The sequence below is a fragment of the Pontibacillus yanchengensis Y32 genome (genome assembly GCF_000770635.1).
Classification (GTDB): Bacteria; Bacillota; Bacilli; order Bacillales; family BH030062; genus Pontibacillus; species Pontibacillus yanchengensis.
The window spans coordinates 99,264-112,829 of record NZ_AVBF01000006.1 but is presented as its reverse complement, the minus strand read 5'-3'; the positions used below and the strand labels follow the sequence as shown (position 1 = coordinate 112,829).

Sequence of the window (13,566 nt, the reverse complement as noted above, 5' to 3'; positions counted from 1 at the left end):
ATTTAGATTAGTTGATTCCAAAATCAACACCAAACTTTAACATAGCCTTAAAAAAAAGAAAGAGAGCTTGGATTTGTTCCAAGCTCTCTTTCTATTAATAACACTATAGCTTTAGTTCAGGCCAACCACTTCATTCCTAAGTCAACATCTATTCTTTCGGATCAATAATAATCATATCTTCTCCGATTTTTTTTATATCTGACCACCGAATCCGTATTTCATCTCCCTCTTTCTTCATACCAAACCATTTGTAACTTGGTATAAGAAAGGATTGGATATGCCCTGTATCCTTATCGATCTCAAGATCAGTTTGACCTAGCACCCCTAATCTTGCTCCATGTTTCACATCTACTATTTCTTTGCCACTCAATGCTCGATATCTCATTAAGCTCCGCCCCCTTTTTTCTACTATATGAAAAGGTAACAGGTTGTATGAGTATCACAGTTTAAAGAATGGATACCTATGATTCTGGAGAAATAATTGCAGATGATTGTCCATTTTTAAATATATTTTCCATAACACTGTTTACTGATTCATGTGTTACTGCATCAATTTGAGTAACCATTTCATCTAAAGAGCGATGTCGTTTTAAAAGCAATTCATTTTTTCCATTACGACTCATACGACTATTCGTGCTTTCTAAACTTAGCATAATGTTTCCTTTTAACTGTTCTTTACTATTCACTAGTTCTTTTTCTGTTAATCCACTATTAGTGAAATCTTGGATTGTACGTTCGATTGTTTCCTGCAGAACAGGAAGCTGATCTTTACCTGTCCCTCCATATATAGTCAACAGACCATTATCCAAGTGTGAGCTATGAAAGGAGAATACGGAGTAAGCTAATCCTCTTTGTTCCCTTACTTCTTGGAAAAGCCTAGAACTCATGCTTCCACCTAATACATTATTGAATACAATAAGGCTATAAACCGCTTCATTATCAACAGCAAGACCATCATATCCTAGACATAAGTGAGCTTGTTCTGTATCTTTATAACGGTGAATGTGCTCAGGAAGAAAAATAGGTGTTACATACGTATTTTCTTCTTCGCTACTGGTGTAAGACCCAAAATAAGTTTCTACATCCTTAAAGAAAGATTCATCAACATTACCCGCAATAGATATAACCACGTTCTCAGGCTTATATTGTTTGTCCATGTAATCTCTTAAATCTTTCGGAGTAAAGGATTTTAAGGTTTCTGCAGTGCCTAGTATTGGATATCCGAGTGGATGACTTCCATAGGTGGCTTTAGACAATACATCATGAACAATATCATCAGGTGTATCTTCATACATATTGATTTCCTCTAAAACTACCTTTTTTTCTCGATCCATTTCTTCTTCATCAAAAGTTGAATTGAAGAACATATCGGCTAATATATTTAGCGCTGTATTTGCATGTGTATCAAGCACTTTAGCGTAATAGCATGTATATTCTTTTGAAGTAAATGCGTTAACTTGACCACCAATAGAGTCAAAGCTCTCCGCTATATCACGTGCTGAACGTGTTTTAGTTCCTTTGAAAAACATGTGTTCTATGAAGTGTGAAATGCCATTATTTTGTTCGTTCTCATTGCGAGAACCCGACAATACCCACACACCAATGGTCACAGACCGAACATTCGGAATCTCTTCCAGTACCATCCGTAATCCATTAGAACATGTATATTTTTTAATCACCATTATCCCCCTAGTCTATGCTAGCCTTACTACTATTTCGTAAGTAACCGTTTTTCATTTAATACATTGTTCACTGTACCAATTTTATATTTTTTTTCTTTTATTTTCAAAATTAAATCGTTCAAAGCAGAGTTGGAAGACTGAGTTGGATGCATCAGAATGAAAGCCCCGTTGTGTAATTTAGGAACAACTCGCTGTAATAACACATCCTTCGAGGGTTTTTTCCAGTCAATTGTATCTACAGACCAGAGTATTGTCTCCATGTTCTGTTCATCAGCAATTTTTACTACTTCATTAGAAAAACTGCCACTTGGAGGAGCAAAGAGTGTTGGCTTCTCTCCAGTAATGGCTTTTAATATGTCATTTGTTTTTACAAGTTGCTTTTGAATTTCATCTGCTGTCAACCGACTCATATCAGGATGATTATAAGCGTGGTTTCCGATAGCATGCCCCTGCTCTTGAATCATTTTCACCAAATCAGAGTGCATGTTAGCCCATTTTCCTTCTATAAAAAACGTAGCTTTCACATCTTGATCTTTCAAGATATTCAACATCTTAGGTATGTATTCTTCCCCCCAAGATACATTTATGTTTAACGCCACCATTGCTTTATCTGGATGCCCTCTGTAGATTGGTGCAGCTGGCAAGTCTGCTATACTAACTTCTGGTTCTGTTTGTTTCAACGAGAGTAAGGAAGGATTGAAACTACCCTTTTCCTTCATATTTTCATATGACTTCTCAACATCTACTTTCACACCGTTAAGACCGGGCATCTTCTTCCATACTTTATCAATTGTAGCATTTTGCGCTGCCTCTTCATAATTCTTAGCTTTCTCTTCGATTTCTTTCCATAATTCATCTTCTGAAGGTTTAGCAACTGGTACACTGGTTTCCTTAATTGTCGAAAAAAAATCCTGTGAAAATGGATTTTGAAATGTTCCATAAGAAATCACAACCATTAAAGTAAAAACGAGTAATGAAGCCCACCTACGTCTCATCTTACTCCCCCCTTATAAAAATCGTATGTCTATCAGGGACAAGGTATGACTGGGTTATAAACAAATTCAAAGCATCACATCGTGTGACAAGGTCTAAAGACCCTACATCGTGTAGGGCTGCCGGCAGGAGGCGAGTTGTTCCACGACCATCTTTATTCCATTTAAAGCAACGGAAACATCCCTCTTTTCAACTGGTTGCCAGATTTATATCGATTCCAAGTCTTCAAGATAATGGAAGGTTTTAGTCGAACCTCCCCTTCTCAAGCCCAAAGTCGGGGCTTTCCGGGGTCTCACCTACATCTATTTCCGGCGGGAGTCTCCTTGTTCCTCGACCACCTCCCGCGATATTAGGAAGAACGGAAGCATGGTCAGGTTAGATTGGGACGTTTTCTGAATGATGGTATCCAAGAAGCGAGGTATGGTTTAGTACACAAGTTGATGCTATGTAAACGGACATACAGTCTCTTATTCTTCGATTTCAAGGGTGTTTTCCGTTTGTAACGGACATTCAGTACGCTATTTAACCTAAATCATCTTAATGAAGTGTGTTTTTTCGCAAATAAGATACTAAATGTCCGTTAGCCTCTCCAAAAGAGATTTTTCACAGAAAATATGAGATTATATGTCCGTCAAAAAAGGTGTCCTACGTATTGCTGATTCCGATAACAACATATCGGCAGGGTTGGGTAGGGAACTGCGAGACTGCCGCGGGAGAAAGAGGTTGATAAGAACCAGGATGGCATGGGTTTTGCCTTAGGAGGATTAACAGCACAGCCGTAGGAAAGGGAGTTGTTTCCTATCCAACCCTATTCTTCTTAGGTATCGACCACTCCAAATATCTCGAATCCAAGTCTTTCACATTATGCCTCGATAGCTGAATAACTTATAGCATTATATATACATTAAGTATATATCCTAATTCAACACAAAATCATTTCACCTAGTATAAAACCAAAAAAAAAAAGAAACTGGATATCCAGCTTCTTTTTTGACTACTCTTCTTTACCTTCTTCATTTTTCTTTTGCTCTTGTAGTGCTTCTTTTCTAGAAAGGTTAACTCTTCCTTGATTATCAATTTCCTTAACTTTAACAAGGATTTCGTCTCCAATGGCAAGTACATCTTCTACTTTGCCAATGCGTTCCTCTGCGATTTGGGAAATATGAACAAGGCCTTCTTTTCCTTTGAAGATTTCTACAAATGCACCGAATTTCTCAATACGTTTAACTGTACCGAGATACATCTGACCTACCTCGACTTCACGCACAAGATCTTCGATGATTTTCTTAGCATATTCGTTACTGGCGGCATCGGTTGAAGATATGAAAATAGTACCGTCTTGTTCGATATCAATTTTAACTCCAGTATCTTCAATGATTTTATTGATTTGCTTACCACTAGGCCCAATAACATCGCGAATTTTATCTGGCTTAATAGCCATTGTCATAATTTTAGGTGCGTATTGAGATAGTTCAGTACGAGGCTCACCAATTGTTTCTAGCATATGATTTAGGATTTCCATACGACCTTTTTTCGCCTGGCTTAAAGCATTCTCTAAAATTTCACGAGAAAGACCTTCAATTTTAATATCCATTTGAAGTGCTGTTACACCTTGAGCAGTACCTGCCACTTTAAAGTCCATATCCCCTAAAGCATCTTCCATACCTTGGATATCGCTTAACACTGTGTAATCCTCACCTGATTTAACAAGGCCCATTGCAATACCAGCAACTGGAGATTTCAACGGAACACCTGCATCCATCATAGCCAATGTACTAGCACAAATGCTTGCTTGAGAAGTAGAACCGTTGGACTCAAGAACTTCAGATACAAGGCGAATTGTATAAGGAAAGTCTTTTTCAGAAGGAACAACTTGCTCAAGAGCGCGTTCTCCCAATGCTCCGTGACCAATCTCACGACGACCTGGTGCACGCATAGGTCCTGTTTCACCCACACTGAATGGAGGGAAGTTATAATGGTGCATAAATCGTTTAGATTCTTCTAAGTCTAGTCCATCTAAAATTTGGACATCACCAAGTGCACCAAGTGTACATATGCTTAATGCTTGCGTTTGTCCGCGAGTGAACAACCCAGAACCATGAGTTCGTGGTAGTACTCCAACTCGAGAAGAAAGAGGTCGAATTTTATCTGGCTGACGCCCATCTGGACGTACTTTTTCTTTGGTGATAAGGCGTCTTACTTCTCCCTTAACAATGCCATCTAAAACAGCTTCCACTTTCTTAATCGTTTCCGATTCTGCTTCGTCAGCTTCGTATTGAGCGACAATATCTTTCTTCACTTCTGAAATCGCCTCATCACGAGCATGCTTTTCTTCTGTTTGGATTGCTTTTACAAGTGCATCCTTCGCTTTGCCTTCAACTTCAGCAACAAGATCTGACTCTGGTTCAAATAATTGAACTTCCATCTTTTCCTTACCGATTTGAGCAACAATCTCTTCTTGCCAAACAACAAGTCGTTTAATTTCCTCATGCCCAAACATAATCGCTTCCAACATAATGTCTTCTGGAACTTCTTCAGCTCCTGCTTCAACCATGTTTACAGCATCCTTGGTACCAGCAACTGTTAGCTCAATATCACTTTGCTCTTGTTGTTCAACTGTTGGGTTAATAATAAATTCTCCATCAATACGTCCTACAACCACACCAGCAATTGGTCCACCAAATGGTATGTCTGAAATACATAAAGAAAGGGAGGATCCTAGCATAGCAGCCATTTCAGAAGAATTATCCTGATCCACACTCATTACTGTACTAACAACTTGTACATCATTACGGTAACCCTCAGGGAACAATGGACGAATTGGACGGTCAATTAGGCGAGAAGCTAATGTAGCCTTTTCGCTCGGGCGACCCTCACGTTTAATAAAGCCGCCAGGGATTTTACCAACTGCATATAGACGTTCTTCATAGTTCACTGTTAGTGGGAAAAATGGTAAGTCCTTTGGCTCACTTGAACCTGTTGCAGTAGATAAAACGGACGTGTCACCATATTGAACCATGCAAGCACCATTTGCTTGCTTAGCGAGTTCGCCAACTTCGATATTTAGCTGACGGCCAGCAATATCTATGGAGAAACTTTGTTTTTCTTCAGCCATTTGTACTTGTACTCCTCTCAAGATAAATCTACAAATTTGTAATTAAGATATATGTTCTGTCATAAGAGATGTCTTATGTAGAAAATCAATAATTTGGTATAGAAAAAGCGGGAAATACTCCCGCTTTGTTCTAAATTAACGACGTAGGCCAAGCTGTTTGATTAGTTCACGATAGCGAGTTACGTCTTTATTACGAAGATAAGTTAAAAGGTTACGGCGTTTACCTACCATTTTAAGAAGACCACGACGAGAGTGGTGATCTTGCTTGTGCATACGTAAATGCTCGTTTAGTTTCGTAATTTTTTCAGTTAGGACAGCGATTTGAACCTCTGTAGATCCAGTATCGTTTGCATGTGTCTTGAACTGATTGATAATCTCATTCTTACGTTCTTGTGTGATTGCCATCCTTGTTCACCTCCTATAAAGTACATCCCCTATCCCCTAGCAAGCGCCGGTGATGTCGACTTGCCAAGCGAAGGTTAATGTCATACGTTTACTAGGGTACATCTTTTATGGACAAAATGCAAGGGGATAAGTTAATAATCATTAAAAAAAGCTCTGATTTCTTGCTCATCTTGCTTCAATTGATTAATTAAGGCGTTTACTCCATCAAATTTTGTTTCATTTCGAATGAACTTTCTCCATTCTACAACCAAATCTTGTCCATAAAGGTCACCTTCATAATCGAATACATAAACTTCAACAGTAGCCTTTTCTGTAGAATCGGAAAAGGTCGGCTTATAGCCAATGTTAGCCATTCCGTTCAGAACCTTATCCCCAATTTGAACCTTTACAGCATAGACACCAACTTTAGGTAGAATATATGCATCTTTCAATTCAATATTGGCCGTAGGAAAACCAATCGTACGACCTCGTTGTTCTCCTTTCACGACAGTACCTTTAATCGTATAGTAGCGCCCTAATAAATGATATATATAACCGACATCCCCTTGATGTAGCTGTTCACGAATATATGATGAACTTACTTTTTCCTCATCTGTTTCTACTTTTTGTACAACTGTTTGACTGAACGCTCCTCGTGAGTGAAATGGTAACGTCTCCATTGAACCTTTACCCATCTTTCCATAGGAAAAATCAAATCCAGCAACAACATGTTGAACATTTAGGCCAATAAAGAAATGATCTACAAATTCTTGTGGTAACAGGCCTGCTAAGTCTTCATCAAATGTAACAAGAAAAACTCGATCAATCCCCATTTCTTCTAATAATTTCAACTTATCTTCTAGAGGGGTGATCAAATCAATTTGTTGCTTTGTCTTTTTTAAAACAACGGAAGGATGTGGATGAAAGGTCATAACAGCACTTTCTCTTCCTTGTTCGTTTGCCAAGTCGATTGCAGTTTGAATCACTTTTTGATGACCTTTATGCACACCATCAAAATAGCCAATTGCAACGACAGATTCAGGAAAATCATTTTTAGAATGAGTATGGGGATATTGCAACTCTTTGATATCCACTTTTATTCACCTTCTTTATGCTAAGACTATTCGTATTGGAATACACGTACAGGTTTAATTAAGTGTGGCTTTTCTGGGTGAATTTGATAGATGGCCAGCACTTGATCTTTCTCATTCATCATACAAAAAGGATTCGTTTCTGGTAATGGATCAGGCTTTTGAAATACAGTACCATGATACACCTTCTTTTCATCCTCAGGTGGGATAAACAAATGACTAAGGTGTCTAACCCCCCGTTCCATCGGTTTAAGATATGCATCTAAGTTGTTCTCATCAATCCCTTTTTCTAAGTCTTCAAACGTGATTGCTTCCTCTTTCTCAAAAGATCCAGAAGCAGTACGAACGAGATGAGACATATGCGCGGGATAGCCGAGTGCTTTTCCAATATCAACACAAAGAGTACGAATATAGGTTCCTTTTGAACAAGTGATTCTGATGCGGAAAGAGGCAGTTGCATCTTCTTTTTCAATATAATCTGAAATCATTTCAATATTGTATATTGTCACTGTTCTAGAAGGTCTCTCTACAGGTATTCCTTCTCTTGCATACTCATATAATCTTTTACCTTGAACTCTTACTGCTGAATATAAGGGTGGTATTTGCGTAATAGTTCCTTCAAACTTCTGAAGAACTTTTTGTATATTTTGGGCTGAAAGAGAATCATGTACTTCTTTTCTCTCCACTACCTCTCCTTCATTGTCTTCTGTTTCAGTGGAATAACCTAATTTCACAGTGGCTTCATAGACTTTTTCAGATTCGGTAACATAAGAAGAGATTTTAGTCGCCATCCCTAAACAAATTGGTAAAACGCCTTCTACATCAGGATCGAGTGTACCAGTGTGTCCAACCTTTTTTGTATGTAATAGTTTTCTTATTTTCATCACACAATCATGTGAGGTCATGCCTGTTGGCTTCCATAATGGGAGGATACCATCCATTCCCACTCCTCCATTCTATCTACTTAGTGGTTGTATGTAAAAACTTATGTACTTTTGATGTAAAGATAATAAATACTAGAGTACTTATAATATCTGTCTGTCTATAATGTATAAAAAGGATAGACCTTGTACGTCTATCCTTTCTACCAATTATTCGTCATCTGACGTATCATTTAAATCTTGAATAATTGCTTCAATTCGATTTCCATGTTCAATGGCTTCATCAAATTCAAACATAATTTCTGGAGTTTTACGGAGACGAATTCGTTTGCCAATTTCAGATCGGATGAACCCTTTCGCCTTTGCTAATCCCACAAGGGAATCATGCTTTTGCTTTTCATCACCTAATACAGAAATATACACTTTTGCTTGTTGTAAGTCTCCTGTTACTTTTACGTCCGTAACGGTAACAAATCCAATTCGGGGATCCTTCATTTTTCTACCGATGATGTCCCCTAGTTCTTTCTTCATTTGCTCTCCGACTCGATTCGCTCTTAAATCGCTCATATTCATTCACCTCTTTAGATGGAGGGAGCACTATTATAGCCATTCCACGTTTGTAGTTGTCCGCTCAATTTCAGGAAAAGAGTCAATTAAAGCAAGAACTCTATTGACTTCTTTTTCTGCTTGAACTTTATCACTTGAAATTGTCACAAAACCGAGCAATGTTCGCTGCCAGAGATTTTGATAATCCAACTCACTAACAGCAACATTGTACTCGTTGTGTGACCTTGTTAAAATCCGTTTGATTACAGACCTCTTATCTTTCAAAGAGTGTGCATCATAGATTAAACATTCAACTTCTAAAGAAGCTATCATTGTGGTGTGATTTCCTCCATGATGAATGCCTCTAATGTGTCACCTTCTTTAAGATCATTAAAGTTCTTAATCGTAACACCACATTCATATCCTTTGTCCACTTCTTTTGCGTCATCTTTGAAACGTTTTAGTGTATCGACTTCTCCCTCGAATTGTACGATACCATCACGAATTACACGAATACCTGCATTCCGAGATAATTTCCCGTCTGTTACATAGCTTCCTGCGATGGTACCAATTTTAGATACCTTAAAGATTTCGCGAACTTCTGCTTGACCGATAATCTTTTCCTGGTATTCAGGATCCAATAGACCCTTCATTGCATATTCAATTTCTTCAATTACTTTGTAAATAATACGGTGTGGACGCACATCCACATCTTCGGTCTCTGCTGTTTTCTTCGCATTAGCATCTGGACGAACATTAAATCCAATTACAATTGCATTAGAAGCTGATGCAAGGATAATATCAGATTCTGTTATCGCTCCAACACCAGTGTGAATAATTTTCACATTTACGCCTTCAACATTAATTTGTTGTAGAGAAGAAGCTAGTGCTTCTGCTGAACCTTGTACGTCTGCTTTAATAATGATATTGAGATCTTTCATCTCACCTTGTTTGATATGCTCAAATAAATCGTCTAAATTAACTTTCGATTTTTCACCGCGGTTTTCTTCAATTTGGCGTTGTTGACGTAGTTCTCCAACTTGACGAGCTTTTTTCTCATCCTGGAAAACAACGAAGCGGTCACCAGCATTAGGAACACCATTAAGTCCGGTAATTTCTACTGGAGTTGAAGGTGGTGCTGTTTTTACACGTTTACCGATATCGTTTACCATAGCACGAATTCGACCGAATGTATTACCCACCACAATGGCATCTCCTACATTCAAGGTACCATTTTGAACAAGTAAGGTAGCTACAGATCCTCGACCTTTATCCAATTCAGCTTCAATAACAGTACCCATTGCTAAGCGGTCTGGATTTGCTTTTAATTCTTCTACTTCGGATACTAGCACAATCATTTCAAGCAAGTCATCAAGACCTTCACCTTTAACAGCTGATAGGTGAACAAAGATGGTCTCTCCACCAAACTCTTCAGGAACTAGGTTGTACTCCATTAATTCCTGTTTTACGCGGTCTGGATTTGCGCCTTCTTTATCCATTTTGTTTACGGCAACAATAATTGGTACTTCAGCAGCTTTAGCATGATTAATAGCTTCAATGGTTTGAGGCATTACGCCATCATCAGCAGCAACAACTAAGATTGCAATATCAGTTACCTGAGCACCACGTGAACGCATGCTTGTAAATGCTGCGTGTCCTGGAGTATCAAGGAAGGTGATTTTTTTACCATTTTCTTCTACTTGATAGGCACCTATATGCTGAGTAATTCCACCAGCTTCACCAGCTGTTACCTTCGTTTTACGTATGGAGTCAAGTAAAGTTGTTTTACCGTGGTCAACGTGACCCATAATGGTAACCACCGAAGGACGTTCAACTAAATCTTCTGGATTGTCATCAGTAATATAGTTTTCGAAATCCGTTTCATCCACGATGATTTCTTCTTCCACTTCTACTCCGAATTCATCACAAATTAACTCAATTGTTTCCGGGTCTAAGTCTTGGTTCTTCGTAGCCATTACACCCATGAACATAAGCTTCTTAATAATCTCAGAAGAATCTTTATGAAGCTTTGAAGCTAATTCAGAAACAGCTAAGCTACCTGCATAGGTGATTTTATCTGGAGTGTGTGTCTGCGTTTTTGCAGGTCGTCTATTATTTGACTTTTGGTTTCCTTTATTTTTATTGCGATTATTGTTTTGATTTTTGTTTTGGTTCTTATTTTTATTCTGGTTACGATTTTGACTCTGATTATTGGGTTTATTGTTGTTATTTCTTGATTTGTCATTACTTTGATTTTGATTGTTTTGACTGCTTTGGTTGTTGCTTCGATTATTTTGTTGACTTTGATTTTGGTTGTTTTTCTGTTGATTAGCATTCTTGTTTTCAGTAGATTGTTTGTTTGAGCTACCATTGTACATTTGGTCTAACTTTGTCTTCGTATCATCTGTAATCGTTGACATATGATTGGTAACTTCTACATTCATGCTTTGAAGCTTATTTATAACATCTTTACTTTGAACATTCTTTTCTTTTGCATATTCATATACACGCATTTTACTCATACGTTCACCCCCGAATAGATTCGTCGAGCATCGATGTGATTTTTGTTGCAAAACCACGATCAGTTATAGCTATCGCTACTCTACCCGTTTTTCCAATTGCACTAGAGAGGGTATCTCGATCATCTACTTCTCGAAAGGTCACCTCATATGAGCGACACTTATCAGTTAGCTTTTTCCTCGTACTCGCTCCAATATCTTGTGCAATTAAAACTAGATATGCTCGTTTTGCTTGAATGTCTCGAACGATGGCTTCTTCTCCTAAAGTACACTTACCCGCCCGAAAAGCTAAGCCTACCATGTTGAGATAGCTACTCATGTGGTTGTTCCTCTACAACATTTAGTAACTGGTTATAAATATCCTCGTCTACTTTTGCTTTTAAATGATGTGTTAGGATATTCTTTTGGCGGGCTGTTTCGATAACGGAAGCATCCTTAGTTAAATAAGCTCCGCGTCCATTCTGCTTTCCCGTTTCGTCAATAAAGACGTCTCCTTCTTTATTTCGGACGACGCGTATTAACTGTTGTTTAGGCATCATCTCTTTAGTAACAATACATTTTCTTAAAGGCGTTTTTTTGTTACGTGCCATCGGGAGACCTCCTTATTCAAACGGATCTTCATCGACCTCAGAATAAGTTTCTTCTGATTCTTCTTTCGTTTTGTTTGGGTCAAGCGTGCCATCTTCAATGGCTTCAGATTCGCTTTTTATATCAATTTTCCAGCCAGTTAGTTTTGCAGCTAGACGTGCATTTTGACCACGCTTACCTATAGCTAATGACAACTGGTGATCTGGTACTATTACCGTGGTTGCTTTTTCTTCTTCATCAACTTGTACTTCTACTACTTTAGCAGGACTAAGTGCATTTGAAACATATACAACAGGGTCTTCTGACCATTGAACAATATCAATTTTTTCCCCTTTTAACTCATTTACGATAGCTTGCACTCGTTGCCCTCGTTGACCAACACATGAACCTACTGGATCAATTTCTGGATCTGGTGCATATACAGAAATTTTAGAACGATCGCCTGCTTCTCGTGCTACTGAATTTATCTCTACAATTCCATCATAAATTTCAGGGACTTCCATTTCAAATAGACGCTTTAATAAACCTGGATGTGTACGAGAAACATAAATATGAGGACCTTTGTTAGTATTTTCAACCTTCGTTACGAATACTTTAAGACGGTCATGCACATGGTACTCTTCTGTAGGCATTTGCTCCCCTACTGGTAGACGAGCTTCCACTTTGCCTAGGTTCACATACGTAAATCGATTATCTTTACGCTGTATAATACCTGTCATAACGTCTTCTTCACGATCTACATACTCACTGAATATAACGCCTCGTTCTGCTTCACGAACCCTTTGTGTGACAACTTGTTTAGCTGCTTGGGCTGCAATGCGTCCAAAGTCCTTTGGAGTTACTTCAACTTCAAGCACATCATCTATTTCATAGTTCGGATCAACCTCTTTGGCATCCTCTAATGAAATTTCTTGATTCGGATCCATGGATTCTTCTACTACTGTTTTTCTAGCATATACGTGCATGCCTCCAGTAGTTTCATCTATATCAACTCGGACATTGGTTGCAGATTTAAAATTCTTTTTATAAGCGGAAATCAAGGCTGCTTCTAATGCTTCCATTAAAAGATCTTTATCAATCCCTTTTTCTTTCTCTAAGTAATCAATGGCATCAAAAAGCTCACTACTCAACGTTTAATCCCCCTTTTAATTGAAGCTTACTGCCAAACGAGCTTTGGCGATTTTTTCGTAAGGTACTTCAACTTTCTTCGTTTTTGCTTTTACTTTTACTTCTATGGTAGCTAACTCATTCTCAAATGAGATAAGCTTGCCTTCAAGTTCTTTTTCTCCATCAATGTGTTCATATAATTTCAAGTGAACATGATGACCAACATGTTTCTCCATATCTTTCTTTGAATTTAATGGACGTTCTGCGCCAGGTGAAGACACTTCTAAAAAGTAAGGGAAGGTAATAGGGTCTTCTTCATCTAATTTCTCGCTTAGTTTTTCACTAACCTGGCCGCATTCTTCGATTTCCACGCCACCATCTTTATCAACATAAACTCGTAAATACCAATTTTTCCCTTCATTCTGAAATTCGATATCTACCAGCTCAAGATTCATGTCTTCTAAGATAGGCTGTACAAGAGTTTCTGTCGTTTTCTTTATATCGTTGTTACCCATTATAAGTTCCCTCCTTTACGAATCATAACGATAGTTAAGCCTGACGTAAAATTCCCTGCTGTAAGCAGCAGGGAAATTCGTCGGCAGAAACATTTGATAGTAATACGAAAGAGTGGGTTGCCCCACTCTTTATACTAGTACATAT

14 protein-coding genes are annotated in these 13,566 nt (G+C 38.2%); all 14 read right to left on the bottom strand.

All coding sequences use genetic code 11. From position 1 onward, the window contains the following. Positions 1 to 148 precede the first annotated feature (148 nt). The 14 genes from N782_RS04045 to rimP all read right to left on the bottom strand — a co-directional run bounded on the left by N782_RS04045 (position 149) and on the right by rimP (position 13,421). The gene (locus N782_RS04045) at positions 149 to 385 is read right to left on the bottom strand and encodes a YlmC/YmxH family sporulation protein (RefSeq protein ID WP_036816469.1); all 237 of its coding nucleotides are present in this window, start codon (positions 383 to 385) and stop codon (positions 149 to 151) included. A gap of 76 nt (positions 386 to 461) precedes the next feature. After that, the gene (locus N782_RS04040) at positions 462 to 1,679 is read right to left on the bottom strand and encodes a M16 family metallopeptidase (RefSeq protein WP_036816467.1); all 1,218 of its coding nucleotides are present in this window, start codon (positions 1,677 to 1,679) and stop codon (positions 462 to 464) included. A gap of 32 nt (positions 1,680 to 1,711) precedes the next feature. Then, entirely contained in the window at positions 1,712 to 2,677 is a 966-nt protein-coding gene (locus tag N782_RS04035; protein WP_036816464.1) for a polysaccharide deacetylase family protein, read from the bottom strand. 992 nt (positions 2,678 to 3,669) lie between these two features. Continuing rightward, positions 3,670 to 5,790 (bottom strand): polyribonucleotide nucleotidyltransferase, encoded by a 2,121-nt coding sequence (pnp, locus tag N782_RS04030; RefSeq protein WP_036816462.1) that lies wholly within the window; start codon positions 5,788 to 5,790, stop codon positions 3,670 to 3,672. Positions 5,791 to 5,925: 135 nt separating this feature from the next. Further along, positions 5,926 to 6,195, bottom strand: coding sequence for a 30S ribosomal protein S15 (gene rpsO, locus N782_RS04025; protein WP_036816460.1), 270 nt, complete (start codon positions 6,193 to 6,195; stop codon positions 5,926 to 5,928). A 131-nt stretch (positions 6,196 to 6,326) separates the two neighbouring features. Next, on the bottom strand, positions 6,327 to 7,268 hold the full coding sequence (gene ribF, locus N782_RS04020; protein WP_036816457.1) for a bifunctional riboflavin kinase/FAD synthetase: 942 nt from the start codon (positions 7,266 to 7,268) through the stop codon (positions 6,327 to 6,329). 26 nt (positions 7,269 to 7,294) lie between these two features. After that, entirely contained in the window at positions 7,295 to 8,206 is a 912-nt protein-coding gene (gene truB, locus N782_RS04015) for a tRNA pseudouridine(55) synthase TruB (RefSeq protein ID WP_036816455.1), read from the bottom strand. Between the two features lie 150 nt (positions 8,207 to 8,356). Beyond that, positions 8,357 to 8,713, bottom strand: a complete 357-nt coding sequence (gene rbfA, locus N782_RS04010; protein ID WP_036816454.1) for a 30S ribosome-binding factor RbfA — start codon at positions 8,711 to 8,713, stop codon at positions 8,357 to 8,359. 33 nt (positions 8,714 to 8,746) lie between these two features. Continuing rightward, the gene (locus N782_RS04005) at positions 8,747 to 9,025 is read right to left on the bottom strand and encodes a DUF503 domain-containing protein (protein WP_036816452.1); all 279 of its coding nucleotides are present in this window, start codon (positions 9,023 to 9,025) and stop codon (positions 8,747 to 8,749) included. Further along, complete coding sequence (gene infB, locus N782_RS04000) at positions 9,022 to 11,214, bottom strand: translation initiation factor IF-2 (RefSeq protein ID WP_036816449.1); 2,193 nt, start codon at positions 11,212 to 11,214, stop codon at positions 9,022 to 9,024. Before infB ends, N782_RS04005 begins: the two co-directional genes overlap by 4 nt. Positions 11,215 to 11,218: 4 nt before the next feature. Continuing rightward, on the bottom strand, positions 11,219 to 11,530 hold the full coding sequence (locus N782_RS03995; RefSeq protein WP_036816446.1) for a L7Ae/L30e/S12e/Gadd45 family ribosomal protein: 312 nt from the start codon (positions 11,528 to 11,530) through the stop codon (positions 11,219 to 11,221). Next, positions 11,523 to 11,801, bottom strand: coding sequence for an RNase P modulator RnpM (rnpM, locus tag N782_RS03990; protein WP_036816444.1), 279 nt, complete (start codon positions 11,799 to 11,801; stop codon positions 11,523 to 11,525). Before rnpM ends, N782_RS03995 begins: the two co-directional genes overlap by 8 nt. A 12-nt stretch (positions 11,802 to 11,813) precedes the next feature. Continuing rightward, entirely contained in the window at positions 11,814 to 12,929 is a 1,116-nt protein-coding gene (nusA, locus tag N782_RS03985) for a transcription termination factor NusA (RefSeq protein ID WP_036816442.1), read from the bottom strand. A 15-nt stretch (positions 12,930 to 12,944) separates the two neighbouring features. Continuing rightward, a complete protein-coding gene (rimP, locus tag N782_RS03980; protein ID WP_036816440.1) occupies positions 12,945 to 13,421 on the bottom strand; it encodes a ribosome maturation factor RimP in 477 nt (158 codons plus the stop codon). Positions 13,422 to 13,566 lie beyond the last annotated feature (145 nt).

What these genes read in the sequence shown, in the direction of transcription:
- rnpM (WP_036816444.1), bottom strand. Translation starts at nt 11,801, where the DNA reads ATGGCACGTAACAAAAAAACGCCTTTAAGAAAATGTATTGTTACTAAA.
- pnp (WP_036816462.1), bottom strand. Translation starts at nt 5,790, where the DNA reads ATGGCTGAAGAAAAACAAAGTTTCTCCATAGATATTGCTGGCCGTCAG.
- rimP (WP_036816440.1), bottom strand. Translation starts at nt 13,421, where the DNA reads ATGGGTAACAACGATATAAAGAAAACGACAGAAACTCTTGTACAGCCT.
- rpsO (WP_036816460.1), bottom strand. Translation starts at nt 6,195, where the DNA reads ATGGCAATCACACAAGAACGTAAGAATGAGATTATCAATCAGTTCAAG.
- infB (WP_036816449.1), bottom strand. Translation starts at nt 11,214, where the DNA reads ATGAGTAAAATGCGTGTATATGAATATGCAAAAGAAAAGAATGTTCAA.
- N782_RS04005 (WP_036816452.1), bottom strand. Translation starts at nt 9,025, where the DNA reads ATGATAGCTTCTTTAGAAGTTGAATGTTTAATCTATGATGCACACTCT.
- N782_RS03995 (WP_036816446.1), bottom strand. Translation starts at nt 11,530, where the DNA reads ATGAGTAGCTATCTCAACATGGTAGGCTTAGCTTTTCGGGCGGGTAAG.
- N782_RS04045 (WP_036816469.1), bottom strand. Translation starts at nt 385, where the DNA reads ATGAGATATCGAGCATTGAGTGGCAAAGAAATAGTAGATGTGAAACAT.
- truB (WP_036816455.1), bottom strand. Translation starts at nt 8,206, where the DNA reads ATGGATGGTATCCTCCCATTATGGAAGCCAACAGGCATGACCTCACAT.
- N782_RS04035 (WP_036816464.1), bottom strand. Translation starts at nt 2,677, where the DNA reads ATGAGACGTAGGTGGGCTTCATTACTCGTTTTTACTTTAATGGTTGTG.
- rbfA (WP_036816454.1), bottom strand. Translation starts at nt 8,713, where the DNA reads ATGAGCGATTTAAGAGCGAATCGAGTCGGAGAGCAAATGAAGAAAGAA.